Source organism: Microbacterium sp. NPDC055910 (assembly GCF_042271185.1).
GTDB lineage: Bacteria > Actinomycetota > Actinomycetes > Actinomycetales > Microbacteriaceae > Microbacterium.
Map to the genome: position 1 here is coordinate 1 of NZ_JBHJZS010000016.1, position 25,178 is coordinate 25,178.

22 protein-coding genes and 2 tRNA genes are annotated in these 25,178 nt (G+C 68.9%); 13 read left to right on the forward strand and 11 right to left on the reverse strand.

Going from position 1 to position 25,178, the window contains the following annotated elements:
• Positions 1-65: 65 nt before the first annotated feature.
• Positions 66-2,048 carry an acetate--CoA ligase gene (gene acs / locus ACFC3F_RS08605; RefSeq protein WP_376128535.1) on the reverse strand — a complete coding sequence of 661 codons (1,983 nt, stop codon included), beginning with the start codon at positions 2,046-2,048 and terminating at the stop codon, positions 66-68.
• 381 nt (positions 2,049-2,429) lie between these two features.
• Here acs and ACFC3F_RS08610 point away from each other — a divergent pair, with 381 nt between their 5' ends.
• The 9 genes from ACFC3F_RS08610 (at position 2,430) to ACFC3F_RS08650 (ending at position 11,498) form a co-directional block, all read left to right on the forward strand.
• Positions 2,430-3,452 (forward strand): TadA family conjugal transfer-associated ATPase, encoded by a 1,023-nt coding sequence (locus tag ACFC3F_RS08610; RefSeq protein ID WP_376128537.1) that lies wholly within the window; start codon positions 2,430-2,432, stop codon positions 3,450-3,452.
• Positions 3,449-4,381, forward strand: coding sequence for a type II secretion system F family protein (locus ACFC3F_RS08615; protein ID WP_376128539.1), 933 nt, complete (start codon positions 3,449-3,451; stop codon positions 4,379-4,381). The genes ACFC3F_RS08610 and ACFC3F_RS08615 overlap by 4 nt, the downstream gene beginning before the upstream one ends.
• 37 nt (positions 4,382-4,418) lie before the next feature.
• On the forward strand, positions 4,419-4,631 hold the full coding sequence (locus ACFC3F_RS08620) for a DUF4244 domain-containing protein (protein WP_376128541.1): 213 nt from the start codon (positions 4,419-4,421) through the stop codon (positions 4,629-4,631).
• Complete coding sequence (locus tag ACFC3F_RS08625) at positions 4,628-4,963, forward strand: TadE family type IV pilus minor pilin (RefSeq protein WP_376128543.1); 336 nt, start codon at positions 4,628-4,630, stop codon at positions 4,961-4,963. Before ACFC3F_RS08620 ends, ACFC3F_RS08625 begins: the two co-directional genes overlap by 4 nt.
• Positions 4,963-5,289: a helicase gene (locus ACFC3F_RS08630; RefSeq protein ID WP_376128545.1), complete on the forward strand. Its 327-nt coding sequence runs from the start codon at positions 4,963-4,965 to the stop codon at positions 5,287-5,289. The genes ACFC3F_RS08625 and ACFC3F_RS08630 overlap by 1 nt, the downstream gene beginning before the upstream one ends.
• Before the next feature lie 68 nt (positions 5,290-5,357).
• Complete coding sequence (topA, locus tag ACFC3F_RS08635; RefSeq protein ID WP_376128547.1) at positions 5,358-8,048, forward strand: type I DNA topoisomerase; 2,691 nt, start codon at positions 5,358-5,360, stop codon at positions 8,046-8,048.
• A gap of 68 nt (positions 8,049-8,116) precedes the next feature.
• On the forward strand, positions 8,117-8,728 hold the full coding sequence (gene tmk, locus ACFC3F_RS08640) for a dTMP kinase (protein WP_376128651.1): 612 nt from the start codon (positions 8,117-8,119) through the stop codon (positions 8,726-8,728).
• A 47-nt stretch (positions 8,729-8,775) separates the two neighbouring features.
• Positions 8,776-9,942, forward strand: a complete 1,167-nt coding sequence (locus ACFC3F_RS08645; protein WP_376128549.1) for a DNA polymerase III subunit delta' — start codon at positions 8,776-8,778, stop codon at positions 9,940-9,942.
• Positions 9,939-11,498, forward strand: a complete 1,560-nt coding sequence (locus tag ACFC3F_RS08650; protein ID WP_376128551.1) for an alpha/beta hydrolase — start codon at positions 9,939-9,941, stop codon at positions 11,496-11,498. Before ACFC3F_RS08645 ends, ACFC3F_RS08650 begins: the two co-directional genes overlap by 4 nt.
• Here the strand turns inward: ACFC3F_RS08650 and ACFC3F_RS08655 are convergent, their stop codons facing one another.
• The 3 genes from ACFC3F_RS08655 to ACFC3F_RS08665 all read right to left on the reverse strand — a co-directional run bounded on the left by ACFC3F_RS08655 (position 11,499) and on the right by ACFC3F_RS08665 (position 14,163).
• Complete coding sequence (locus ACFC3F_RS08655) at positions 11,499-12,158, reverse strand: methionine ABC transporter permease (protein WP_376128553.1); 660 nt, start codon at positions 12,156-12,158, stop codon at positions 11,499-11,501.
• Positions 12,151-13,188: a methionine ABC transporter ATP-binding protein gene (locus tag ACFC3F_RS08660; protein WP_376128555.1), complete on the reverse strand. Its 1,038-nt coding sequence runs from the start codon at positions 13,186-13,188 to the stop codon at positions 12,151-12,153. The genes ACFC3F_RS08655 and ACFC3F_RS08660 overlap by 8 nt, the downstream gene beginning before the upstream one ends.
• 66 nt (positions 13,189-13,254) lie before the next feature.
• Positions 13,255-14,163, reverse strand: coding sequence for a MetQ/NlpA family ABC transporter substrate-binding protein (locus ACFC3F_RS08665; protein WP_376128557.1), 909 nt, complete (start codon positions 14,161-14,163; stop codon positions 13,255-13,257).
• Positions 14,164-14,379: 216 nt separating this feature from the next.
• On the opposite strand from ACFC3F_RS08665, the gene ACFC3F_RS08670 reads away from it, so the two are divergent.
• The 4 genes from ACFC3F_RS08670 (at position 14,380) to ACFC3F_RS08685 (ending at position 17,849) form a co-directional block, all read left to right on the forward strand.
• Positions 14,380-14,452: transfer RNA gene (locus tag ACFC3F_RS08670), tRNA-Thr, on the forward strand.
• An 84-nt stretch (positions 14,453-14,536) separates the two neighbouring features.
• On the forward strand, positions 14,537-14,932 hold the full coding sequence (locus ACFC3F_RS08675; RefSeq protein ID WP_376128559.1) for a hypothetical protein: 396 nt from the start codon (positions 14,537-14,539) through the stop codon (positions 14,930-14,932).
• Between the two features lie 35 nt (positions 14,933-14,967).
• Positions 14,968-17,274 (forward strand): MMPL family transporter, encoded by a 2,307-nt coding sequence (locus ACFC3F_RS08680; protein WP_376128561.1) that lies wholly within the window; start codon positions 14,968-14,970, stop codon positions 17,272-17,274.
• A complete protein-coding gene (locus ACFC3F_RS08685) occupies positions 17,271-17,849 on the forward strand; it encodes an isochorismatase family protein (RefSeq protein ID WP_376128563.1) in 579 nt (192 codons plus the stop codon). The genes ACFC3F_RS08680 and ACFC3F_RS08685 overlap by 4 nt, the downstream gene beginning before the upstream one ends.
• Before the next feature lie 292 nt (positions 17,850-18,141).
• Here the strand turns inward: ACFC3F_RS08685 and ACFC3F_RS08690 are convergent, their stop codons facing one another.
• The 7 genes from ACFC3F_RS08690 to ACFC3F_RS08720 form a co-directional block, all read right to left on the reverse strand.
• On the reverse strand, positions 18,142-19,374 hold the full coding sequence (locus ACFC3F_RS08690; protein WP_376128564.1) for a DUF222 domain-containing protein: 1,233 nt from the start codon (positions 19,372-19,374) through the stop codon (positions 18,142-18,144).
• Between the two features lie 98 nt (positions 19,375-19,472).
• The gene (locus ACFC3F_RS08695; protein ID WP_376128653.1) at positions 19,473-19,787 is read right to left on the reverse strand and encodes a hypothetical protein; all 315 of its coding nucleotides are present in this window, start codon (positions 19,785-19,787) and stop codon (positions 19,473-19,475) included.
• Positions 19,788-19,789: 2 nt separating this feature from the next.
• Positions 19,790-21,730 (reverse strand): heavy metal translocating P-type ATPase, encoded by a 1,941-nt coding sequence (locus ACFC3F_RS08700; protein ID WP_376128566.1) that lies wholly within the window; start codon positions 21,728-21,730, stop codon positions 19,790-19,792.
• Positions 21,731-21,740: 10 nt separating this feature from the next.
• Positions 21,741-22,466: a Crp/Fnr family transcriptional regulator gene (locus ACFC3F_RS08705; RefSeq protein ID WP_376128568.1), complete on the reverse strand. Its 726-nt coding sequence runs from the start codon at positions 22,464-22,466 to the stop codon at positions 21,741-21,743.
• A 15-nt stretch (positions 22,467-22,481) separates the two neighbouring features.
• Positions 22,482-24,512: a heavy metal translocating P-type ATPase gene (locus ACFC3F_RS08710; protein WP_376128570.1), complete on the reverse strand. Its 2,031-nt coding sequence runs from the start codon at positions 24,510-24,512 to the stop codon at positions 22,482-22,484.
• A gap of 50 nt (positions 24,513-24,562) precedes the next feature.
• Positions 24,563-24,799, reverse strand: a complete 237-nt coding sequence (locus ACFC3F_RS08715) for a heavy-metal-associated domain-containing protein (RefSeq protein WP_376128572.1) — start codon at positions 24,797-24,799, stop codon at positions 24,563-24,565.
• A gap of 195 nt (positions 24,800-24,994) precedes the next feature.
• Positions 24,995-25,067 (reverse strand) — tRNA-Lys (locus tag ACFC3F_RS08720).
• Between the last annotated feature and the right edge of the window lie 111 nt (positions 25,068-25,178).

Below are 25,178 nucleotides of genomic sequence, written 5' to 3' on the forward strand. Positions count from 1 at the left end.
GGGTTACCCCGCTGTCTCGGCGCCCCGTTGCAGTCTCGGCGTCAGTGGCGAGGGGACGCCGGGGGTCAGCGCACCTGAGCGCTGATGACCGACATCACGGCGGTGTCGGCGAGGGTCGTCGTGTCGCCGACCTCGCGGCCCTCGGCGACGTCGCGCAGCAGGCGCCGCATGATCTTGCCCGAGCGGGTCTTGGGCAGCTCGTCGACGACGTACACGTCGCGCGGTCGCGCGATCGGGCCGATCTGCTCGCCGACCCACTGCCGCAGCAACTGCGCGAGGCCCTCGGGTGCATGCTCGGCGAGGTAGCTCTGCTTGATGATGACGAACGCCGCCACGGCCTGACCGGTCGTCTCGTCGGCCGCCCCGACGACGGCGGCCTCGGCAACGGCCTCGTTGCCCACGAGGGCCGACTCGATCTCGGTCGTCGACAGGCGGTGGCCGGACACGTTCATGACGTCGTCGACGCGTCCGAGCAGCCACACGTCACCGTCGTCGTCGAGACGCGCCCCGTCGCCGGCGAAATAGTAGCCCTGGTCCTGGAACTTCGACCAGTACGTCTCGACGAATCGGTCGGGGTCGCCCCAGATGCCGCGCAGCATGCTCGGCCAGGGTTCGGTGACCACGAGCAGTCCGCCGTTGCCGTTGCCGACGTGCGAGCCGTCCTCGTCGACGACGTCGATCGAGATGCCGGGGATCGGCACTTGCGCCGACCCCGGCTTGGTCTCGGTGATGCCCGGCAGCGCCGAGATCATCGTCGCGCCCGTCTCGGTCTGCCACCACGTGTCGATGATGGGCGCCGCCTTGCCTCCGATGACCTTGCGGTACCACATCCACGCCTCGGGGTTGATGGGTTCGCCGACCGAGCCGAGCAGGCGGATCGACGAGAGGTCGTACTTCTTGGGCACGGAGCGCCCGATCTTCATGAACGAGCGGATGGCCGTGGGAGCGGTGTAGAAGATCGTGACGCCGTACTTCTCGATGATCTCCCACCACCGGCCGGGGTGCGGCGTGTCGGGCGTGCCTTCGTAGAGCACCTGTGTCGCGCCGTTGGCGAGCGGCCCGTACGTCACGTACGTGTGACCGGTGACCCAGCCGATGTCGGCGGTGCACCAGAACACATCGGTCTCGGGGTGGATGTCGTGCACGACCTTGTTGGTGAAGGCGGCCTGCGTGAGGTAGCCGCCCGACGTGTGCAGGATGCCCTTGGGCTTTCCGGTCGTGCCCGAGGTGTACAGGATGAACAGAGGGTTCTCGGACGGGAAGCCCTGAGCCTCGTGCTCGGCCGGAGCCTGCGGCACGACGTCGTGCCACCACAGGTCGCGGCCCTCGGTCCAGTCCACGTCGTTCTCGCCGCGGCGCACGACGAGGACGTGCTCGACGGTCTCCTGCACGCCCGACCCGTTGCGGTCGGCGAGGGCCTGGTCGACGGCGGGCTTGAGCGGCGAGACCTTGCCCTTGCGATATCCGCCGTCGGCGGTGATGACGAGCTTGGCGCCCGCGTCGTCGATGCGCGAGCGCAGGCTGTCGGCCGAGAACCCGCCGAAGACGACGGAGTGGATCGCGCCGATCCGCGCGACGGCGAGCATCGCGGCGATCGCCTCGGGGATCATCGGCAGGTAGATGGCGACGCGATCGCCCGCGCCGACGCCGAGGTCGCCGAGCACGTTCGCGAGGCGCTTGACCTCGTCGGTGAGCTCCGCATACGTCACGGTGCGGGAATCGCCCGGCTCGCCCTCCCAGTGCAGTGCGACGCGGTCGCCGTTGCCGGCCTCGACGTGCCGGTCGAGGCAGTTGTACGCGACATTCAGCTCACCGTCGTCGAACCACTTCGCGAACGGCGGGTTCGACCAGTCGAGCACGTCGGTGAACGGCTTGTGCCAGTGCAGTTCGCGCGCCCGTGCCGCCCAGAAGGCGTCGCGGTCGGCGGCGGCCTCGTCGTACAGCGACCGTGTCGCGACGGCGTCGGCGGCGAACGCCTCGGAGGGGGCGAATCGGCGCGTCTCGTTCAGCAGGTGGTCGATCTGGCTGCCCGTGGTGATGTCGCTCATCGGTCGCGCTCCTTTGCTGCGGTGGGGGTCGTTCCGGACACCGGTGACCTCGACGAGGCAATCTACCGGCGGTGCTGCGGACCCACTACCTCCGATAGTGGGTGGCGGACACGACCGATATATCACTCTGAATACTTCTCCAGGTGTTGGGTGCGGCCCGACGCGTCGCTTATGCTCGGGACCGGCCGAACATTCGATTCTGGCATTCGACACCGCACATCCCCCGACGAGCGGTGTCTGGGGTGGCGGCATCCCATTCCCCCCATGGGATGCCGCCACTCCGTCTCTCCGGCTCCTCCACAGACGTGGGAGCCGGTGAGACTGTCCACGGATGCCGCCACCACGGGCCGCGGCGCCGCTCCGCGCTCGTAGCGTCGATGCATGCCGCAGGCCTTCGTCGTCCAGCCGCGATCGCACGTCGCGGTCGACGACGGAGCACGCGAGCGGCCGGTCGCCCGGCGTGCCGCGGCACGGGCGCAGCATCCCGTTCTCGCTCCTTTCGCGCCGTACCTCGACGATCCGGATGTGACCGACCTGTTCGTCAACGGTGCGGCGGGGCTCTTCGTCGACCGGGGCGACGGCCCCGTCGCGGTGGGCGGTTGGCGCGCCGCCGAAGAAGACGTGCGCGAACTCGCCGTCTCTCTCATCGGCCTCGGGGGCCGCCACATCGACGACGCGACGCCGTGCGTCGACGTGCGGCTCGGTGACGGCCTGCGGGTGCACGCCGTCCTGCCGCCCGTGGCCGAAGGCACGACGATCTCGATCCGGGTGCCGCGCGTCGAGGATCCGACCCTGCCGTCGCTCGAAGCGCGCGGCATGTTCGACGCCGTGGGCCGTGCGCTGCTCGAGTCGCTCGTCACACGGCGCGAGAACGTGCTCGTGACGGGGGCCGCGGGCGCCGGCAAGACGACGCTCCTCGCCGCGCTGCTGGCCGGTGCCCCGGCGACCGAGCGCATCGTCACGGTCGAAGACGTCGCCGAGCTGCGCTTCGCGCATCCGCACCACGTGCGGCTCGAGGCACGGCAGCCCAATCTCGAGGGCGCCGGCGGTGTCGACCTCGCACGTCTCGTGCGCGAAGCGCTGCGGATGCGCCCCGACCGACTCGTCGTGGGGGAGTGCCGCGGGGCCGAAGTGCGCGAGCTGCTGTCGGCGCTCAACACGGGCCACGACGGCGGAGCGGGCACGCTCCACGCGAACAGCCTGGCCGACGTGCCTGCCCGTCTCGAAGCGCTCGGCGCTCTGGCGGGCCTGGGCGATGAGGCGCTGGCGCGTCAAGTGGCCAGCGCCATCGGCGTCGTGCTGCACGTGACGCGCCGCGCCGACGGCACGAGAGTGCTCGCGGGGGCGGGGCGCCCCGTCGTCGCCGACGGACGTCTCGCGATCACGATGATGGAGCTGACGTGAAGGGCGCGGATGCCGCGGCGGTCGCCGACACGGTGCTGCGGCTCGCCGTGCTGCTGCAGGCCGGCGTCGCCCCCGCCCGCGCGTGGGGCCATCTCGCCGAGGCGGGCGACCCGCACGCGCTGTCGGTCCATCGTGCGCTCGAGCACGCCGCGTCGCCGGCGGCGGCGATCGCGGCGGCGGGCGAGACGCCGCCCGAGCCGCGTCGGCGGTTTGCTCGGCGGCATCCGTCCGCGTCCGGGGCGGCACGCGCGTGGCGAGACGTCGCTGCGGCGTGGACCATCGCGACGACGGTCGGAGCGCCGCTGGCCGAGACCCTGCGCGGGCTCGCGGTGGCGTTGCGCGATGCGCAGGAGGCCGCCGACGACGTGCGCGTCGCGCTGGCCGAGCCCACCGGCACGGCGAAGCTCATGGCCTGGTTGCCGCTCGTCGCCGTCGTGCTCGGCGTCGCCCTCGGGTTCGACACCGTCGCGACGCTCGCGACGAACCCGTTCGGTATCGGATGCCTCGTCGCGGGCGTCGTCCTGATGGTGATCGCCCACCGCTGGAGCGGGGCACTCGTTCGGGCGGCCGGCGGGGCGGACGGCATTCCCGGGCTCGACGCCGATCTGCTCGCGATCGCGCTGAGCGGCGGCGTCTCGATCGAGCGGGGGCGCCGGCTCGTCGAGCGCGCGTCGGGCGAGCCGACGGCGGCGACGACCGAGGGCATCCTCGCGCTGTCCGCGTCGGCGGGTGTTCCCGCCGTCGAGCTCCTGCGGGCGTCCGCGGCGCTCGCACGGCATCGCGCGCGGGTCGAGGGGCGCCTGCGCTCGGCTCGGCTGTCGATGCGGCTGCTGCTCCCGCTCGGCGTCTGCACCCTGCCCGCCTTCCTTCTGCTCGGCGTCGCGCCGATGCTCCTGAGCGTCGGCTCGGCGCTGCCGCTCAGTCTCTGATCGTGCCCACCGTCCGCCTCGAGAAAGCAGAGTCGTCATGACCTCCACCCGAATCGCCCGTCCGCCCCGCCTCACTCGCCGTCGTGCCGCGCGGCTCTTCGCCGACGACACGGGCGCGGCGACCGCGGAGTATGCGATCGCGACGATGGCCGCTGTCGCGTTCGCGGGACTGCTCGTCGTCATCATGCGCAGCGACGAAGTCCGCGGCATCCTGACCGATCTCGTGCGACGTGCGCTGACCGTGGCATGAGGGCGCGCGCGATCCGTGACGACACGGGCGCGGTCGCGGCCGAGTTCGCCGTCGCGCTTCCGGCGATCGTGCTCGTGCTGCTGCTCGCGGCGGGCGCCCTGGGTGCCGCGTCGCGGCACGTGCGACTGCAGGATGCCGCCGCCGACGCCGCGCGGATCCTCGCGCGCGGCGACCCCGCCTCGCGCGCGACTTCGGCCGTCGCGTCGGCGGTGCCGGGTGCGGGGGTCGCCGTGCACGAGGACGGTGATGTCGTCTGCGTCACGGCGACGGCGCCCGCCCTGCTCGCCCTCACGCTGACGGCGACGGGCTGCGCCCTGGCGGGCGGTCGCTGATGGCGGCGGTCCCCGCCGTCGTCGGGGTCGTCGCGGCCGTCGCGTTGCTCGCGACGGGGCTCGCCGCGGCCGGGGGAGCTGCGGTGTTCGGGCAGCGCCTGGCGGGTGCGGCGGATGCCGCGGCGCTCGCGGCTGCGGATGCGGCATCCGGTGCTGCGGCGGGCGTTCCGTGCGAACGGGCCGCACAGCTCGCGGCTCTCGGCGGCGCGATGCTGGCGACGTGCGATGTCGACGGGCTCATCGCGACGGTGTCGGTCACGGGGCGCTTCGGCGTGTTCACCGGCACCGCCGCGGCGCGCGCGGGGCCTCCTTCCCAGAGCCCGTGACGCGCGGCTCCCAGCGTGCACTGGGTATTGCGGCGTGTATGGTGTGCGACGTAGAAAGGACGGCTGCATTGGCACAAGGCAAGAAGCTCGTCATCGTCGAGTCCCCGACCAAGATGCGGTCGATCCAGGGATACCTCGGCGACGATTATGAGGTGCTCAGCTCGGTAGGGCACATCCGCGACCTGGCGGATCGCAAAGCCATTCCGGCCGAGCTCAAGAAGACGTCGGTCGGCAAGTACTCGATCGACATCGAGAACGGGTTCACCCCTTTCTATGTGGAGTCCGAGCGCGGCAAGAAGACCGTCGCCGAACTCAAGCGCGCTCTGAAGGGCGCCGACGAGCTCCTGCTCGCCACCGATGAGGACCGCGAAGGCGAAGCCATCGCGTGGCATCTGCTCGAGACGCTCAAGCCCAAGGTTCCCGTCAAGCGCATGGTCTTCCACGAGATCACGAAAGATGCCATCCGCGCAGCCGTCGACAACACCCGCGAACTCGATGTCGCGCTCGTCGACGCGCAGGAGACGCGCCGTATCCTCGACCGCCTCTACGGCTGGGATGTCTCCGACGTCACCCGTCGCAAGGTCGGCCAGGGAACCTCGGCCGGCCGGGTCCAGTCCGCCGCGACGCGTCTGGTCGTCGACCGGGAGCGCGAGCGCATGGCGTTCATCTCGGCCTCGTACTGGGACCTCGAGGCGCTCGCCGCCATCAACGAGCCGCAGGGGGCGTCGTTCACGACGCGTCTGGCCCGCCTCGGTGGTGCGGCGCTGGCGCGCGGCACCGACTTCGACGACCGGGGTGAGCTGAAGAAGGCCGTCGTCGTCCTCGACGAGGCCCGCGCCCGTTCGCTCGCCGAAGCCGTGGCCGCTGTGGGTGCGGCATCCGTGTCGAACCTCGAAGCCAAGCCGGGAACGCGCAGCCCCAAGCCCCCCTTCACGACCTCGACGATGCAGCAGGAAGCCGGTCGCAAGCTCTCGATGAGCGCGAAGCACGCCATGAGCGTCGCGCAGCGCCTGTACGAAAAGGGCTTCATCACCTATATGCGCACCGACTCGACGGCGCTCGGCGCGCAGGCCGTGCAGGCTGCGCGCGCGCAGGCCGTCGCCCTGTATGGCGAGAAGGCCGTGCCGCTGAACCCGCGCGTCTACCGCAGCAAGAGCAAGAACGCGCAGGAGGCGCACGAGGCGATCCGTCCCTCGGGCGATGACTTCCGCACGCCGTCGTCGGTGTCCGCGCAGCTCGATCGCGATGAGCAACGCCTGTACGACCTCATCTGGAAGCGCACGATGGCCAGCCAGATGGCTGACGCGAAGTACGAGACGACGACCGTGACGCTCACGGTCGACGCCGCGGGCGAGCAGGCCGAGTTCACGGCGTCGGGCACCGTCTACACGTTCAAGGGCTTCCTCGAGGCGTATGAAGAGGGGCGCGACGAGAAGCGCGCCGACGCCCACAAGGCCGACGACCAATCGCTGCCCGTCATGGCGGTCGGTGACACGCTGCGGCTGAAGGACGTCGAGCCCAAGGGCCACGCGACGAGCCCCAAGCCGCGCTACACCGAGGCGAGCCTCGTCAAGGCGCTCGAAGAGAAGGGCATCGGTCGCCCCTCGACGTTCGCGAGCATCATCGATGTCATCCTCGACCGCGGCTACGTCACCAAGCGCGGCCAGGCTCTCGTGCCCAGCTGGCTCGCGTTCAGCATCGTGCGTCTGCTCGAGCAGCACTTCGCCGACCTCGTCGACTACGACTTCACGGCGGCGCTCGAAGACGACCTCGACGCGATCGCGCGCGGTGAGCAGAAGCGGGCGGAGTGGCTGCACTCGTTCTACTTCGGCTCGGAGTCCCACACGGGCCTGCGCAAGATCATCGACAACCTCGGCGAGATCGACGCGCGTGAGCTGAATGCGACGAAGATCACGGATGCCGCAACCGTGCGGTTCGGCCGCTACGGGCCGTACCTCGATGTGATCGACCCCGAGAACCCCGAGGCCGATCCGCGCCGGGTCAACCTGCCCGACGACCTCGCCCCCGACGAGTTGACACCCGAGAAGGCGCAGGAGCTCATCGACGCTCCCGTCGCGGGCAACCGCGTGCTCGGCGAGAATCCCGAGAACGGCCGGCTCATCGTCGTCAAGGACGGCCGCTTCGGTCCGTACCTCGAAGAGGAGATCCCCGAGCCCGAGGTCGCCGTCGATGAGGCGACGGGCGAGGTCACGGCTCCGAAGAAGAAGACGACCAAGAAGGATGCCGCGCCCAAGCCGCGCCGCGCGTCGCTGTTCAAGTCGATGTCTCCCGAGACGATCGAGCTCGACACGGCGCTCCAGCTGCTCGCGCTGCCGCGCGTCGTCGGCACCGATCCCGAGTCGGGCGACGTCATCACGGCGCAGAACGGTCCGTACGGCCCGTACCTCAAGAAGGGCACCGACTCGCGCACGATCGACAGCGAGGAGCTCATCTTCGACATGACGCTCGAGCAGGCTCTGGCGATCTACGCGCAGCCGAAGTACGGTGCGCGTCGCGCCTCGAGCGCCCTCAAGGAGTTCGAGAACGATCCGGTCAGCGGCAAGCCGATCCGCATCCGCGACGGCCGGTTCGGCGCGTACGTCACCGACGGTGAGACGAACGTGACGATTCCGCGTGGTCAGATGCCCGACGACATCACGTACGAGATCGCGGTGCAGATGATCGCGGACAAGCGCGCGAAGGGCCCCGCGCCGAAGCGCAAGACGACGACGCGCAAGGCGCCGGCGAAGAAGAAGTGACCCTTCGGCAAGCTCAGGGACCGGGGGGCGAGGCTCCGGGACCGGGACCGGGACCGACCGCACGGGGCCTGTTCGTCACGCTCGAGGGCGGTGACGGCGTCGGCAAGACGACGCAGGCGGCGCTGCTGGAGGAATGGCTCGCGCAGCGCGGTCGCACCATCGTGCGCACACGCGAACCGGGCGGGACCGAGGTGGGCGTGCTCGTGCGCGACATCGTCCTGCACCACCGGGGCGAGATCGCGCCGCGCGCCGAGGCGCTGCTGTACGCCGCCGACCGCGCGCATCACATCGAGACGCTCGTTCGTCCCGCGCTGGATCGTGGCGACGTCGTCATCCAGGACCGCTACCTCGACTCGTCGGTCGCGTATCAGGGCGCCGGCAGGGTGCTCGGGCGCGACGAGGTGCGCGACCTTTCGCTGTGGGCGACGGGGGGTCTGCTGCCCGATCTCACGGTGCTGCTCGACCTCGATCCCGAGGTCGCCCGGGCGCGACTCGTCGCCGACGACAAGCCCTTCGATCGGCTCGAAGCCGAGAAGCACGCCTTCCACGCCCGCGTGCGCGAGGAGTTCCTCGCCCTCGCGGCGGCCGAACCCGAGCGCTTCCTCGTCGTCGATGCGGCTCTCGCCCCCGACGAGATCGCGCGGTTCGTCCGTGAGCGCGTCGAGGCGCTGCTCGCGTGAGCGTTGTCCGGACGAGTCCCGTCGGAACCCCCGGTTAGGCTGACTGCATGGATGCCACGGCGATCGCGACCGCCGCGAGCGATGTCCCCTGGGGTGCGGTGTGGGGCCAGGATGATGCCCTCGCGGCGCTGCGAGCGGCGGCATCCGATCCGGCCGACATGACCCACGCGTGGCTCATCACGGGTCCGCCGGGCTCGGGGCGTTCGACGCTCGCGTACGCCTTCGCGGCGGCGCTCATCGCCGAGCCGGGCGACGAGCAGGCCATGCGGCAGGTGCTTGCGGGAACGCATCCCGACCTGACGACGCTGCGCACCGAGGGCGTCATCATCTCGATCAAAGACGCCCGTGCGCTCGTCGAGCGCTCGTACTTCGCGCCGTCGCTCGGCCGGTATCGCGTCATCGTGATGGAGGATGCCGATCGGATGGCCGAGCGCACGTCGAACGTGCTGCTGAAGGCCCTCGAAGAGCCGCCCGAGCGCACCGTCTGGGTGCTGTGCGCGCCGAGCGATGCCGACCTGCTTCCCACGATCCGCTCGCGCGTGCGCACGCTGCGTCTGCGCGACCCCGACATCGCCGACGTCGCGCGGCTCATCGCCCAGCGCACGGGCGCCGACGCGGAGCTCGCCGAGCAGTCGGCACGCCACGCGCAACGGCACATCGGCATGGCGCAGCGTCTGGCGACGGATGCTGCCGCGCGCGAGCGGCGCGACGAGACGCTGCGGTCCGTGCTCGCGGTGCGCGGGGTCGGCGACGCCGTCGAGGTGGCCGGCCGCGTCGTGCAGCTCGCGACCGACGACGCCAAGGCGCTCACGGTCGAGCGCGACGAGGCCGAGCGCGAGGGGTTGCGACGCACGCTCGGCATCGCGCCGGGCGCGAGCGTGCCCCCGGCCGTGCGCGCGCAGCTGTCGGCGCTCGAGGACGAGCAGAAGCGCCGCGCGACGCGGAGCCTCCGCGACGGCATCGATCGGGTGCTCACCGATCTGCAGTCGCTCTTCCGCGACGTGCTCATGATCCAGTACGCGCGCACCGACGACCTCGTCAACCGTGAACTCGTCGACGACCTGCACGCGCTCGCCCGGGCGTGGTCGATCGAGCGGACGCTCGTCGTGCTCGACCGGATCTCCGAGACGCGCCGCAATCTCCAACAGAACGTCGCCCCCGCCCTCGCCCTCGAGAGCATGCTCGTGACCGTCGCGAGCGGAAGGACCCCGTGACCCGCACCGCCCCCGCCCGCCTCCGTCGAGCCCTGACCGTCGTCTCCGTCGTGGTCGCGGCATCCCTCGCTCTGTCGGGCTGTCTGTACAGCGCGATCCCCGAGCAGGGAGCCCGCCCCACGACGAGCCTGTCGCCGGACACGCAGGGCATCGCCCCCGAACTGCTGCCGTTCTATGAGCAGACGCTGACGTGGACCGACTGCGGCGGGGCGCTGGACTGCACGACGGTGACGGCGCCGCTGGACTGGCAGAACCCCGAGGCTGCCGAGATCGAGCTGTCCGTCATCCGCCAGCGTGCGACGGGCGGCGACGAGCCCCTCGGGTCGCTCCTGACGAATCCGGGCGGTCCCGGGGCGAGCGGTGTCGCGCTCGTGCGCGACGCGGTGTCCTACGCGGTCGGCAACGACCTGGCGGCGGCGTACGACGTCATCGGGTTCGACCCGCGCGGCGTGGGGGAGTCCACCGCCGTGACGTGCTTCGATGCGTCCGAGATGGACGAGTACCTGTTCGGCATCACGCCGGGCGCGCGCGGATCGGCCGAGTGGGAGGCAGCTCTGGCGCAGTCCAACGCGCGCTTCGCCGACGCGTGCGAGGCCAACAGCGACGGCATCCTCGAGTTCATCACGACCGACAATTCGGCGCGCGACATGGATCTGCTGCGCGCGGTCCTCGGCGATCGCACTCTCAACTACCTCGGCTATTCGTACGGCACGTTCCTCGGTGCGACGTACGCGAAGCTGTTCCCCGACCGGGTCGGGCGACTCGTGCTCGACGGAGCGATCGACCCGGCGGTGTCGGGTCTCGACGTCTCGACGACGCAGGCTCTCGGTTTCGAATCGGCGCTGCGGGCCTACATGGCCGACTGCCTGGAGGGCGGGGACTGCCCGTTCCGGGGGACGCTGGATGAGGCGATGACAGATCTCGGAACGCTGCTGGCGAGCGCCGACCGGCGGCCGATCGAGAACGCCGACGGTCGCATGCTCGGCGCGGATTCGCTCATGACGGCGATCATCGCCGCGCTGTACTCCGCCGATTCGTGGCCGTTCCTGACGCAGGCGCTCACGGCTGCGCTCGAGGGTGACGCGCAGACGGCGTTCCTGCTCGCGGACTTCTACTACAACCGCGAGGCCGGGGAGTATCTGGACAACCAGACCGAGGCGTTCTCGACGTACAACTGCATGGACTATCCCGATGACACGACCGAGGCCGAGGCGGACGCCTCGAAGGCCCGCATCGCGGCGGATGCACCGACCATCGCGCCGTACTGGTCGGGTCCGGACCCGTGCGCCACGTGGCCGTATGCCCCGACGGGCGTGCGCGAACCGATTGCGGCCGAGGGCGCCGCGCCCATCCTCGTGATCGGCACGACCAACGATCCGGCGACTCCGTACGAGTGGTCGGTGTCGCTGGCCGAGCAGCTGTCGTCGGGCGTACTCATCACGCGCGTCGGCGAGGGGCACACGGGCTTCAACAAGGGCAGCGCGTGCGTGGACGATGCCGTTCTGGCGTACTTCCTCGACGGCACGGTGCCGGCGTCCGACGTGCGCTGCGAGTAGTCAGCGCCGCAGCACGCGGCGCGCGAGGGCGTTGCCGAGGAACTGCACGCCCTGCACGATGACGACGATGACGACGACGGCGGCCCAGGTCACCCACGGGTTGAACTGGCGGAACCCGTTCACGATCGCGAACTGGCCGAGCCCGCCGGCGGCGACGACGCCCGCCATCGCGGTCATGTCGACCAGCGCGACGACGATGAACGTGTAGCCGAGGATGAGCGGGCCGAGCGCTTCGCGCGGCACGAGGCGGAAGAGGATGCGGGATCTGCTCGCGCCCGCGGCGCGTGCGGCCTCGATGACACCGGGGCGCACCGTGACGAGGTTCTGCTCGACGATGCGGCCGATCGCGAACATCGACGCGAGCGAGATCGCGAAGACGCCGAATTCGATGCCGATCCCGCGGATGCCCAGGCCGCGCGCGAGGGGCTGCACGGCGGCGAGCAGGATGATGAACGGGATCGGGCGGAATGTGTTCACGACGACGTTGAGCACGCCGAACACCGCCCGATTCGGGAAGAGGCTTCCCGCGCGCGTCGCGTACAGCGCGAGGCCCAGGAGGAGCCCCGCGATGCCGCCGAAGACGAGGCTCAGCGTCACCATGTAGAGCGTCTCGGCCGTCGCAGACCACAACTGCGGCAGCAGTTCGATGAGCCTATCCACGGACGTCCTCCTCGATCAGCGGTGCGAAGGCGGATGCCGCGGCGATCGCCCGTTCGACGGCGTCCTGTTCCCCCGTGAGGGTCAGGGTGAGGTGTCCGAACACGCGGCCCCTGATGTCGTTGATGCCGCCGTGGATGAGTTCGAAGCGCACGCCGTGCGCGGCCAGGGCGGCGAAGACGTCGGACTGCGTGACGTCGCCGTCGCGGATCGTGAACGTCACGATCCTGCCCGGGTGGCGCTGACGCAGCGTCTGCAACTGGTCTCCGCGGGGTACGTCGTCGATGATGCTCGACACGAAGCGTCGCGTGGCCGCGTGCTGCGGTGCCGACAGCACGTCGAAGACCTCGCCCTGTTCGATGATGCGCCCGCGTTCCATGACGATGACGCGGTCGGCGAGAGTGCGGATGACGTCCATCTCGTGCGTGATGACGAGGATCGTGACTCCGAGTTCGCGGTTGACCCGGCCGAGCAGGTCGAGCACTTCGGCCGTCGTGTCGGGGTCCAGCGCGCTGGTGGCTTCGTCAGCGAGCAGGATGCGCGGGCTCGTCGCGAGCGCTCGGGCGATGCCCACGCGCTGGCGCTGTCCGCCCGAGAGCTGCTCGGGGTGATTGCGCGCCTTGTCGGAGAGTCCGACGAAGTCGAGCATCTCGGCGACGCGCGCCGCGATCTCGCCCCGGGGACGGCGGGCGATCTCGAGCGGGTACGCCACGTTCCCGGCCACCGTGCGCGAGTCGAAGAGGTTGAACTGCTGGAAGATCATCCCGATGTCGCCGCGCAGGTCGCGCAGCTCCCGCTCGCGGAGGCGCGTGATGTCGCGTCCGTCGATCTCGACCGTGCCCGACGTCGGGGTCTCGAGGGCGTTCACGAGGCGCAGCACGGTGCTCTTGCCCGCGCCCGAGTAGCCGACGATTCCGCACACTTCGCCCGCCGCGATCTCGAGGTCTACACCGTCGACGGCGGCCACCGGCGGTGCGTTCTTGGCGGCGGCGGGAAAGGTCTTCGAGACCTGCGTGAGTCGGATGAGCGTCATGGGCTTTTCCTCGTGGACGGCGCGCGTGTGCGGCCCGTCCGAGAACGGGCCGCACACGCGGGAAGGTCACTGGTTGGCGCGGATGTCTTCCTCGACCGTGACGAGCGATTCGGCGAGGTCTGCGAGAGGCGTCTTCAGCAGCACGGCGGTGTTCCCCGATGCCTCCTGCACGCCGTCGAGGACCGCCTGGGTGTTCTGGTAGATCTCGACGAGCTTGAGGTAGGTCGGGTTGTCGACGTCGGCCGCGCGCGCCGCGAAGACGTTGACGTAGGGCAGGGCGTTCGGGTCGGCCGGGTCGTCCTGCGCGATCGCATCCGAGAACTGCAGCCCCGCGTCTTCGACGAAGTCGTTGTTCACGATCGCGGCGGCGACATCGGGGAGCGACGTGGGCGTGAGGGCGGCATCGAGTGCTTCGACGACGACCTTCGAGTCGGGCTCGACGTCGGCGACCGTCGAGAAGATCGACCCGCCGCCCTTGAGCTCGATGAGGCCGGCCGACTGCAGCACGAGCAGGCCGCGGGCCTGGTTGCTCTCGTCGTCGGGCACGATGACGGTCGAGCCCTCGGGGATGTCGGCGACGGAGTCGTACTGCGTCGAGTAGAGCCCGAGGGGATAGATCGCGGTCGCACCGATGGGCTGGAGGTCGTCGTCCGCGTTGACGTTGTAGGTGGCGAGATAGACGATGTGCTGGAACTGGTTGAGGTCCAGCTCACCGGCCGACAGGGCCGGGTTCGGCTGCGTGTACTCGGTGAAGTCGACGATCTCGACCTCGATGCCCTCCGCGGCGGCCGCTTCGGCGTATGTCTGCCAGTACGGGTCGCCGGCACCCACGACGCCGATGCGCACGACGCCGCCGTCCTCGGTGGCGGTGCCGGAGCCCGCGTCGGCGGTGTCGGACGTGCCGGATGCGCAGGCTGTGAGCAGCAGCGCGATCGGAAGGGCGAGTGCGGCCGCGGTGACGAATCTGTTGGACATGCGAGTGGCTCCTTGGTGTCAGGCGCCGCGGGGGCGTGCTGACCGCAAGCGCGGAGCCGTTACCGCGCTCGCCTCACCGCGGAACGCCTCCGACTGTACGTCCGCCGGGTCGCGGCATCCGATTCCGTCGTAACACGCCGTCATGCGGGCCGTGTCCGCGAGGAGCTCGACGACCCTGTAGGATTGTTGATCGTGCATCGCGTACGCGAAGCACGCGCCACCTTAGCTCAGACGGCAGAGCGATTCACTCGTAATGAATAGGTCAAGGGTTCGATTCCCTTAGGTGGCTCCGAGAGCGAAGGCCCTCGATCCGGTGGGAACACGGGGTCGAGGGCCTTCGTCGTCGTTCGGAGTGCTCCACTAGCCTGAGATCGTGAACGAGCGCGCGATAGATGCCATCGCCGAGATCTTCACGTGGGTCGGCTTCGGGGCAGCGGTCGTGCTGGCTCTTGCGACCCTCGTCGTCTGGCTCGCCGACGGCTCGTGGTCACTCACTCAGGTCGTCCTCGCCGACGAGCAGGGTCAGCGGAGTGCTCGATGGTTCGGCAGCAGCGGACGAGTCGGACACGCGTGGCTGACCCCCGACCAGCAGGTCGCGCTCGACGGCCGCGACACGGCAGAGGTCTACGTTCGTGTCGGCAGTGATGACCGGGTGCGCCTCACGAAAGGGTCGCCCACGGTGCGGTTTCTGGGATGGCTCACGGTCGGGTTCTTCGCCCTCGGCGTGGTCGCGACGGCGGCATCCATCGTCTTTTTGATGTCCCGGTGAACACGCGTCGGCATTTTGCTAGATAAGCTAGCTATATGTCTTCGCCCCATCATGCGAAATTCTCTCCGTCACGTTGGCTCCGCATCGGTATTCCGGTGCTTCTCGTCCTTCTCTGGACCGTCGGTGGGGCGATAGGCGGTCCCTACTTCGGCAAGGTCGACGAAGTCTCCACGAACGACCGGTCCAGCTTCCTTCCCAGCAGCGCCGATGCTACGCAGGTCAACGAGCGCCTCTCGGAGTTCCTGGGCGGGGACACCATCCCGGCCGTCGTGATCGTCGAGTCGAACGAGGCGCTCACCGACGACCAGTTCGCCGATCTGCAGACGCTCGCCGACGACATCGCCGCGCTCAGCGGCGTGCAGGACGAGATCTCGCCGCCGATCCCCTCCGAAGACGGGGATGCTGCGCAGATCTTCGTGCCGATCGACTCGTCCGCCGACATCGGTGAGACCGTCGCCGAGATGCGCGCGGTCCTGGCCGAGGGCCTGCCCGACGGCCTCGAAGGATGGGTGACCGGGCCGGCCGGCTTCACCGCCGACCTCGTCGAGGGCTTCCTCGGCATCGACGGACTGCTGCTCGCGGTGGCGCTCATCGCCGTCTTCATCATCCTCATCATCGTCTACCGTTCGCCGCTGCTTCCGGTCGTCGTGCTCTTGACGAGCGTGTTCGCGCTGTGCGTCGCGCTGCTCACGGTGTGGTGGCTCGCGTTCGCCGGCATCGTCGTGCTGAACGGCCAGGTGCAAGGCATTCTGTTCATCCTCGTGATCGGCGCGGCCACGGACTATGCGCTGCTCTATGTCGCGAGGTATCGAGAAGCCGTTGCCGAGGGTGCGAAGCGATGGGATGCCACGATCCGAGCCTGGCGCGGCGCCTGGGAGCCGATCCTCGCTTCGGGTGGAACGGTCATCGCCGGGCTCATGTGCCTGTTGCTGTCCGACCTCGCCACGAACCGCGCGCTCGGTCCGATCGCCTCGATCGGCATCGCGTTCTCGATGCTGTCCGCGCTCACGTTCCTTCCCGCCTTGCTCGCGCTCATCGGTCGAGCGGCCTTCTGGCCGTTCGCGCCGAAGGAGGCTCTCGTGATGGTTCCCGACGATCTCAGCAAGCCCGTCAAGGGGATCTGGCCGCGTCAGGCGCGCTTCGTCGCTCGCCATGCGCGGATCGTGTGGATCGTGTCGACGCTCGTGTTGCTCGCCGGTGCTTTCGGCCTGACGCAGCTCAAGGCCGACGGCGTCGCCTCGAGCGACCTCGTGCTGGGTGAGTCGCAGGCTCGAGACGGTCAGGTCGCGCTCGCAGAGCACTTCCCGGCAGGATCGGGGAGCCCCGTATACGTCATCGCGCCCGACGGCGACCTCGCCGAAGTGATCGGACTGCTCGAAGACAACGCGGGCATCGACTCGGTCTCGGCGGCGTCGGAGGATTCGCCGACCGGACAGGCGTCGGTCTCGCTCGAGGACGGCGAGGTCGTCTTCGCCGCGGCGGGCCCTCCCGGCACGCCCGTGCCGGAGCCGACGATTGCCGGCGGCGATGTGCTCATCATCGCGACGCTCACCGATTCGGCTGACTCGGTCGAGGCTGAAGACACCGTCCGCGAGATCCGCGTCGCGCTGAACGACGCGCTCGGAGAGGGTGCCGCCGTCGTCGGAGGCGAGACCGCGACAGACATCGACACGAACGACACGTCGATTCGCGACCGGACGCTCATCATCCCCGTGATCCTGTTGGTCGTGCTGGGGATCCTGATCCTGCTGCTGCGGTCGATCCTGGCGCCCGTGCTGCTCATGGCCACGGTGGTGCTGTCGTTCGGTACGGCGCTGGGTGTCAGTGCGCTCGTCTTCAACGGCATCTTCGACTTCCCCGGCGCGGATCCGGCGGTGCCGCTGTTCGGATTCGTGTTCCTGGTCGCCCTCGGGATCGACTACAACATCTTCTTGATGTCGAGGGTGCGCGAGGAGTCTCTCGTGCATGGGACACGGCGAGGCATCCTGCGCGGGCTGGTGGCGACCGGTGGCGTCATCACCTCAGCCGGGCTCGTGCTCGCGGCGACGTTCGCGGCGCTCGGGGTCATCCCGATCCTGTTCCTCGCGCAGATCGCGTTCATCGTGGCATTCGGTGTGCTGATCGACACCTTCATCGTGCGCTCGCTGCTCGTGCCCGCCCTGTCGTACGACATCGGGCCGGCGATCTGGTGGCCGTCGAAGCTGTCGCGCAAGCCGGAGCCCGTGGGCGTCGGCGGGTCGGGAGCAGCGTCGGTCGATGCCGAGCAGGCGGGTGACGAACTCGTGGGCGATGACGGGCATGCCCTGACACGCGAGGAGTACCGGCGTACGCTCGACTCATGAGCAAGGCGCTGTTCATCGTCGACGTTCAGAACGACTTCACGGAGGGAGGCGCCCTCGGCGTGACCGGTGGTGACGCCGTCGCCGAGGGCATCTCCCGACATCTCGCCGCACACGCGGGGGAGTACGCCCTGATCGTCGCCTCGCGCGATTGGCACGATGCCGACAGCGACAACGGGGGTCACTTCGGAGCCGAACCCGACTTCGTCGACTCGTGGCCGGTGCACTGCGTGGCGGACACGGCGGGTGCGGACTATGACCCCGGGCTGACGACGGATGCTGTCACCCACCACGTCAAGAAGGGGCAGGGCCGCCCGGCCTACAGCCTTTTCGAGGGCGAGACCGAGGACGGCCACACCGTCGCGCGGTTGCTGGAGGAGCACGGTGTGCTCGAGGTGGATGTCACGGGGATCGCGACGGATCACTGCGTGCGGGCCTCTGCGCTGGACGCGATCGCCGTCGGGCGCCGCGTACGGATCTTCACCGATCTCGTCGCGGGCGTCGCGCCGGAATCGACCGAAGCCGCGCTCGCGGAGCTTGCGCACGCGGGGGCTGAGCTCGCCGAATCGGGCGCGTGACGCGCGGGCCGGCGCGCTCAGCGGCTGGTCTTCGGGAGGCTCGGGGGTCGGCTCTCGGCAGGCTCGGGGAGCGACCCTTCGGCAGCTCGGGGAGCGACCCTTCGGCGGGTTCAGGGGCCGACCCTTCGGCAGGCTCAGGGGCCGGCCGTTCGGCAGGCTGAGGGGCCGACCCTTCGGCAGGCTCAGGGGCCGACCCTTCGGCAGGCTCGGGGGCCGACCCTTCGGCAGGCTCGGGGGCCGACCCTTCGGCAGGCTCGGGGACCGACCCTTCGGCAGGCTCGGGGGTCGTGCGTTAGAAGGGGGCGGGTTCGTTGTTCGGGTGGAAGGTGGGGGTGCGTCGTTCGGGTTCGACGAGGTATTTTCGGCCGGTGGGTGAGGTCCACTCGATGGTCCCGTTGCACCTCTGGGTGAGGGCCCATCGGCCGTGGTGCTTGATGGTGTGGTGGCCGGTGCATAGGGGGGCGAGGTTGGTCAGGGCGGTGGTTCCGCCGTGTTCCCAAGCGATGGAGTGGTCGATCTGGCATCGCCAGGCGGGGATCCCGCATCCGGGGGCCATGCAGCGGTCCGCTCGCCACGCGGCCAGCTTCCGCAGTGATTTCGGGGGCCGGTATTGCCGGCGACCGACGGAGAGCACCATGCCCGTCTCGGGGTGGGTGAGGACCCGCATCCACCCGTCCGCGCTCCCGCACAGTTCGCGTGCCCGCTCGATCGGGATCGGCCCGATTCCCTCCACGGTCGCCGGGACGCTGTCCTCCCCGGTGCCCAGCAGCGCCAACGCCGGGACGGTCACCACGACGGTGGGCCGGATCCCGCGGGCACTGTCGGGGTGGGTGGTGGTGTCCCCGTCGATGAGGAGGTCGCACAGCGCATCGGCGCGGCGCTCATCCAGGGACCGGTCATCGTTATCACCGCCCAGGGTCTTGGCGATCGCGGTGACCCGCCCGTGGATGGCGTGGGCCTCGACGGCGGGAAGGTACGCGGTCAACCACGCCATCCCGTCATCAACGGTCTCCACACGCACATGCCGTTGCCGCAGCGCGACCGTGTGCCGTTCGGTCAACGTGGTGTGCCGGTCGGTTTCGATGAGGTCACGGAGTTTGCGGCGAAACACCCCCACCGGCTGTGTTTCGGCCAGGGTGACCGCGCGGGCGGTGAGGGCCTCACGCAGGACAAGGTCGAGGGGATCGAGCAGGTCCACCAGCACCGCGGCATGCTGCTCGCTGATCCGGGCAGCCCCCAGAGAGGTCAACGCGGCCGGGTACCGGTGCACCAGGGCATCGGCACGGACCATGAGGCGCTCGGCGGCATGCTCGGTGATCCGCAACGCCGCGGCCAGCTCCAGACGCACCGAACGCTCCGCGACCCCGGCAAGACCGGCACCATACTGCGCAGCATCCGACATCGCCGCCACCCGCAACCGATCGATCACCACATAGCGCTCCGCGGTGAACACCGCGACCATCCCATCGACCTCGACCACCCGATCCACCCGATCCAGATGTACGAGCTCGGCTTCATCTTCCATGCGCCAACACTAGAACACACCTCCGACATCGGTCTGCGTCGAACCAAGCGGCAGGTGCATCCGGGGCGTTCGTCCGGGGGCCGTGTCGAAGCCCTCGACTATTCGCCGCCGGCCGCTTCGATGATCTCCCGCATGACCTCGATCGAGATCTCGTCGCGCTCACCGTCGACCCATTCGTGCACGGCGAAGGGCACCCCGAGTCCCTGCAGGTAGTCGAGGGCTTTCTCGAGCCGGGGCACGACGTGGATGTGGTCGTTGCCGAACAGGGCGGCGGTGTAGACCGGCTCGCCGTCGCGGATCGCTCGTCGCAGCTCGACGGTCGAACGCCCCGTGAGACGGTACAACGATTTCAGGATCTCGCTGCCGAAGTCGGGGGTGCCGACGATGGTCAGCGAGAGCGCGTTCTGGGGCATGTTCACGTGTCCATCACAGCACGTGCTGCCGTGCGCCGTGAGTCCAAACGGTCTCGCTGCGTCCCATTGTGTGCTCGCCGTGCCCGCAGGGCCGACAAGATCGCGACGAGATCGACGATCTCTTGCAGGAGGGCACCTGCCACCGCGGGCAGGTAGCCGAATGCGGCAACGAGCATCAGGCCGACCGAGATGATGATGCCCATCCAGATCGACTGCAACGCGATGTGCACGGTTCGGCGTGAGACATGGACGACGTCCGCCACGCGCGCGATCTCGTTGGAGGTGATCACCGCCGCTGCTGACTCGCTCGCGACGGTCGCCCCTCGGCCCGCCATGGCGATACCCACGTCAGCGGCTGCCAGCACGGGGGCATCATTGATCCCATCGCCGACCATGAGCACGGGCCGCGGTCGCATGGCCTGGATGATCTCGACCTTGGTCTGTGGCGTCGTCTCAGCGTGAACCGAGTCGATGCCCACCGTATGAGCGACGGACTCCGCCGTCGCCGCGACATCGCCGGTCACCATCGCGATCTCTGTCACACCGCCGTCGCGAAGACGAGACACGGTCTCTGCCGCGTGCGGTCGAATCGGGTCGGACAAGATGATGACCCCCGCCAGTTCGGCTCCCACCGACACGTACACGGCGGTCTCCCCGGCCTGCAGCGTGGGGCGGACGACCGGCCCGGCGACCTCCTCGATGAACGCCGGTTTCCCGACGCGCACCACGCTGCCGTCGGCCAGGGAAGCGAGCACACCGTTCGTCGCCACCTCGTCGGCGTCCGCCACTTCAGGCAGATCGAGCTGCTGTGCTTTCGCCGCTGCCACGATCGGGTCAGCGAACACGTGCACGGAGTACTGCTCAGCGGCAGCTGCGAGCCGAAGCGTCTCGCGCGCCGTGTGGGATGCCGGGTGGATATCCACCACGTCTGCATTGCCTTGCGTCAGCGTGCCGGTCTTGTCGAACGCGGCCGAACGGACTCGGGCGAGCACCTCTAGGACTCCACCGTCTTTGATGATGACGTTCAGCTTTGCGGCCGAGCTCATGCCGCCCATGAATGCGACCGGGGTGGCGATGAGCAGCGGGCACGGTGTCGCCACCACGAGCACTTCGGCGAATCGCACCGGGTCCCCGCTGAGGAACCAGGCGATGCCCGCGATGAGCAGCGAGACGATGGTGAACGGGACCGCGTACCGGTCGGCGAGCCGCACCATCGGCGCGCGGGAGTCCACGGCTTCTTCGACCAGTCGCACGATCGAGGCGTAGTTCGAGTCGGCCGCCACCTTCTGCGCGCGCATCGTGAAACTCGCGGTGCCGTTCACCGTGCCTGAGAGCACGGGGTCCCCCGAGCGATAGCTCACCGGGATCGGCTCACCCGTCACCGACGATTCATCGATCGTGGCGTGATCGGACAACAGCACCCCGTCAACGGGGAGGATCTCCGAGGAGCGCACCAGCAGCTCGTCGCCGACCTCGACCTCTTCGACCGCGACGCGTGCGACTTCGCCGGTGCGGGGGTCGATTCGCCCTGCGAACGCGGGGGCTCGGTTCAGCAGCTGGTCCAGTTCACGGCTTGCGCGGCGCGCGGCCAGGTCTTCCAGTGCTTCGCCTCCTGTGAGCATCAACGCGATGATGAGCCCCGCGACATACTCCTGCACCGCAAGGGTGGCGATCATGGCGATGACCGCGAGGATGTCGAGCCCCCATCGCCCGCGCATCAGATGGCGGACCATGTCGACCGCAGTGATGGCGATCACGATGCCGAGCACCAGGTAGGCGGTGACGGCGAGCGCTGTCGTCAGGCCGGCCACCCAGAGCACCACCCCGGTGGTCAATCCGATCATCACGAAGATCATGAGCTTGCGACTGCGCAGGAACGCCAGTGTCAGTGAAGCTGCACGCGGCGATTCTCGGGTGGGCGGGCTGACGGTCTGTGCGGGCACGGAAACGCCCTCAGTCCTTCTTCGTGAGCGTGGACAGTGCGCTGAGCGCCGTCACGTCAGAGATCGTGATCGGACCCCGATCCTGCTGCGAGATCACACCGGCGTCGGTGAGTCTGCGAAGCTGCCGGCTGAGCGACTCCGGGGTGGTGGACAGAAGCGAGGCGATGTCCTTCTTCGCCAGGGGCAGTGTGACCTCGATGGTGCCTCGCGGCCCTGGCTTCGCAGGTAGCGACAGCAGGTAGTCCGCCAGGCGGGAACCGACATTCCCCGATATGACGGATGCGAGCCGTGCTTCCGTGTCATCCAAGCGCTTGCTCACCCCCTGCAGCATCCGCAGTCCGATACTCGGATGCTTCTCGACGAGGCGACCGAGGTCGGCATGACGAAAGACGCAGAGTTCGGTGCCCACGAGCGCTTGTGCTGAATGGTCCGGCGAAGCTCCGGTGAGGAACGCCGATTCTCCGATGAACTCCCCGGGACCGAGCACGCGAATCACCTGCTCGTGCCCCGCCGCACTCGTGCGGGAGACCTTGACCTCACCCGTGTGGACGACCATCAGCTGCGACACGTCGGAACCTGCCGCGTAGGCCTGCTCGCCAGCATCCAGTCGGAGCGTGCGTGCAAAAGCCGCGACCTCCACCTGCTGGGCATGGGTCAATCCGTGAAACAGCGGGACACGCGTCACACAGAGGTCCGGCTGTTCCTCATGCTCATCGGTTGATCCATTCACAGACATATCCGCCTTCTGCTCTCACCGGGATGAACTGCGTGCTGTCGTGCCTCTTGTGTGCTCAGAACGAGTCCGCGCAGATCGTGTGCGCTCGCTCTTGGGCATGGTCGTGGTTCCGCGGGTGTTTCGCAGTAGCCGCATCGCATTCAAGATCACGATGAGCACCGATCCCTCATGCACGAGCATGCCTACTGCCATCGTGACACCACCCGCGAAGACGCCGACGAGCAACACGATGACGGTGACGAGTGCAACCCAGATGTTCTGCCGCATCACGGTCACGGTGCGCTTGGCCAGTCCGATCGCCTCGGGCAGCTTCAAGAGGTTGTCGCCCATGAGCGCGATGTCGGCGGTCTCGACAGCCACGGCGGATCCGGCTGCGCCCATCGCCACCCCGATGTCGGCTGTGGCGAGCGCGGGGGCATCGTTCACGCCATCTCCCACCATCGCAACGGTGTGTCCGTCGCGTTGCAACCGCGCCACGGCGTCGAGTTTGTCTTCGGGGAGCAGCGATGCGTGGATCTCGTCGATCCCGACTGCGTGGCCGATGGCTTCGGCTACGAGCCGTGTGTCTCCCGTGAGCATCACGACTTTGTGCACACCGCTGGCGTGCAAGCGCCGGATCATCTCCGGCGCATCCTCGCGAATGGTGTCTGCGACACCGATCACTCCGAGCACCGCTTCATCGACCGCGACGATCATCGGGGTCTTGCCTGCGGTGGCGAGTTCGTTCGCCGCCGCACGTGCCCCCGCCTCGGTGGGCACACCGTATTGCGCGAGCAGCGGGGCATTGCCGATGAGCACCCTCCGGCCCTCGACGTCGGCCACGATCCCCTTCCCGACGACCGGTGTGACCGAGCCCGGGACGCCCTCGGGCGCGACCCCTTCATCTCGCGCACTGTCGAGAATCGGGCGGGCGAGTGGATGCTCGGACCCGGCCTCTGCGGCGGCAGCCCATCGCAGCACCTCCGCTCGATCCGCGGAAGGGTCGAGCACGATGATGTCGGTGAGTTCCGGGCGGCCCTCGGTGAGTGTGCCCGTCTTGTCGACCGCGACGGCCGAGATCTTGGCGGACGTCTCGAGGTATTCGCCACCCTTGATGAGAATGCCGTTGCGTGCCGAACGGCCGATGCCGGCCACGATCGCCACCGGAATCGAGATCACGAGGGCGCCGGGGCAGCCGATCACGAGCAGCGTCAGTGCAAGCACGACGTCGCCCGAGATGAGGCCGGCCGCAAGCGCCAGCACCACGACGGCCGGGGTGTACCACTTCGAGAAGCGGTCGATGAACGCCTGCGTCTTCGCTTTCGCATCCTGCGCCTCTTCGACGCGGTGGATGATGCGCGCAAGCGTCGTGTCCGCACCGATGCCCGTCGCCAACACCTGCAAGAACCCGCCCCGCGAGATCGTGCCCGCGAACACATGGTCCGATCTGGTCTTTTCCACCGGAATCGACTCACCCGTGATCGAGGCCTCGTCGATTGCTCCCGTTCCCGACACCACCTGCCCGTCGACGGGAACCTTCGCCCCGTTCTTGACGAGCACGATCTCGCCCATGCGCACCTGATGCGCTGCGACCTCGACCTGGTCTCCGTCGCGCATGACGACCGCCACGTCGGGCGCGACCGCGACGAGCTCAGCGAGCGCGGCACGGGTCTTGTTCATCGTGCCCGCCTCGAGCGCGTGACCGATCGCGAAGAGGAAGGTCACGGCGGCAGCTTCCCAGAAGTTGCCGATGAGTGTCGCGCCGATCGCCGCGATCGATACCAGCAGGTCGATGCTGATGAACTTCACCAGCAGCGCACGCACAGCCTTCACGACGATGCCGTAGCCCGCGACGACCGCGGCCGCGAGCATGAATGCGTTCGCGAGCGTGAATACGTGGCCGGAGCCGTGGGCATGCTCACCCGCGTCGATCCACCACTGCGGGCTCAGGGTCGTGTTCCAGGCGCCGCCCAGCAGATTCTCGATGCCGAACGAGACGAGGATGAGAAGACCCGAAACAGCCGGAATGAACCAGTTGCCGTACCGCCATTTGCGCAGCGCGTTCACGAGTGTGCCGCCTTTCGACGCGGGGATGACATGTGTGGAAGGCTGTTCGGTCAGAACGCAGAGGCCTTCGACGTGTAGCCGGCCTTGTCGACAGCCGCGATCAGATCCTCGACCGTGCTCTTCGTCTCGTCATGGTCGATTTCCACGCGCCCCGACGCGAAGTGCACCGTCACGTTCTCGACGCCGTCGAGCCTGCCGATCTGCTTCTCGATCTTGGTGACGCACGACGGGCACGAGAAGCCTTCCGCACGCAGAAGAGTGTGGGTGGTTTGCGTCATGTCCGTCATGATTGTTCCTCTCGTCTGGCCCCGGCTCGGGGTGTGACCAGGGAATTATCCTGGTCTTCGATGCCTAGGCTACGGGGTGGGCAGAGGGTGCGCCTTGACGTCGATCAAGTCACGACGACCGGCACGCGAACCGACATGCGGAACGGAAAACGCCGCGATCCCCTCGAGGGTGGGATCGCGGCGATCGAAGAAGAGTGGGCCCCGTGGGGCTCGAACCCACGACCCGCGGATTAAAAGTCCGATGCTCTACCGACTGAGCTAGAGGCCCGTGACCTCCAGCCTACTTCGCCGACAGGCCCTTCCGCGCACGACGAAGCCGCCGGCGAGGACTCTCCAGGCGCACCGGCGGCTTCATCGCCCGGCCGCACCCACGCGGCCG

What these genes read in the sequence shown, in the direction of transcription:
- ACFC3F_RS08695 (WP_376128653.1), bottom strand. Translation starts at nt 19,787, where the DNA reads ATGCCCCAGAACGCGCTCTCGCTGACCATCGTCGGCACCCCCGACTTC.
- ACFC3F_RS08680 (WP_376128561.1), top strand. Translation starts at nt 14,968, where the DNA reads ATGTCTTCGCCCCATCATGCGAAATTCTCTCCGTCACGTTGGCTCCGC.
- ACFC3F_RS08715 (WP_376128572.1), bottom strand. Translation starts at nt 24,799, where the DNA reads ATGACGGACATGACGCAAACCACCCACACTCTTCTGCGTGCGGAAGGC.
- ACFC3F_RS08620 (WP_376128541.1), top strand. Translation starts at nt 4,419, where the DNA reads ATGACCTCCACCCGAATCGCCCGTCCGCCCCGCCTCACTCGCCGTCGT.
- ACFC3F_RS08610 (WP_376128537.1), top strand. Translation starts at nt 2,430, where the DNA reads ATGCCGCAGGCCTTCGTCGTCCAGCCGCGATCGCACGTCGCGGTCGAC.
- ACFC3F_RS08685 (WP_376128563.1), top strand. Translation starts at nt 17,271, where the DNA reads ATGAGCAAGGCGCTGTTCATCGTCGACGTTCAGAACGACTTCACGGAG.
- ACFC3F_RS08630 (WP_376128545.1), top strand. Translation starts at nt 4,963, where the DNA reads ATGGCGGCGGTCCCCGCCGTCGTCGGGGTCGTCGCGGCCGTCGCGTTG.
- ACFC3F_RS08690 (WP_376128564.1), bottom strand. Translation starts at nt 19,374, where the DNA reads ATGGAAGATGAAGCCGAGCTCGTACATCTGGATCGGGTGGATCGGGTG.
- ACFC3F_RS08625 (WP_376128543.1), top strand. Translation starts at nt 4,628, where the DNA reads ATGAGGGCGCGCGCGATCCGTGACGACACGGGCGCGGTCGCGGCCGAG.
- ACFC3F_RS08665 (WP_376128557.1), bottom strand. Translation starts at nt 14,163, where the DNA reads ATGTCCAACAGATTCGTCACCGCGGCCGCACTCGCCCTTCCGATCGCG.
- ACFC3F_RS08705 (WP_376128568.1), bottom strand. Translation starts at nt 22,466, where the DNA reads ATGTCTGTGAATGGATCAACCGATGAGCATGAGGAACAGCCGGACCTC.
- ACFC3F_RS08645 (WP_376128549.1), top strand. Translation starts at nt 8,776, where the DNA reads ATGGATGCCACGGCGATCGCGACCGCCGCGAGCGATGTCCCCTGGGGT.
- acs (WP_376128535.1), bottom strand. Translation starts at nt 2,048, where the DNA reads ATGAGCGACATCACCACGGGCAGCCAGATCGACCACCTGCTGAACGAG.
- ACFC3F_RS08660 (WP_376128555.1), bottom strand. Translation starts at nt 13,188, where the DNA reads ATGACGCTCATCCGACTCACGCAGGTCTCGAAGACCTTTCCCGCCGCC.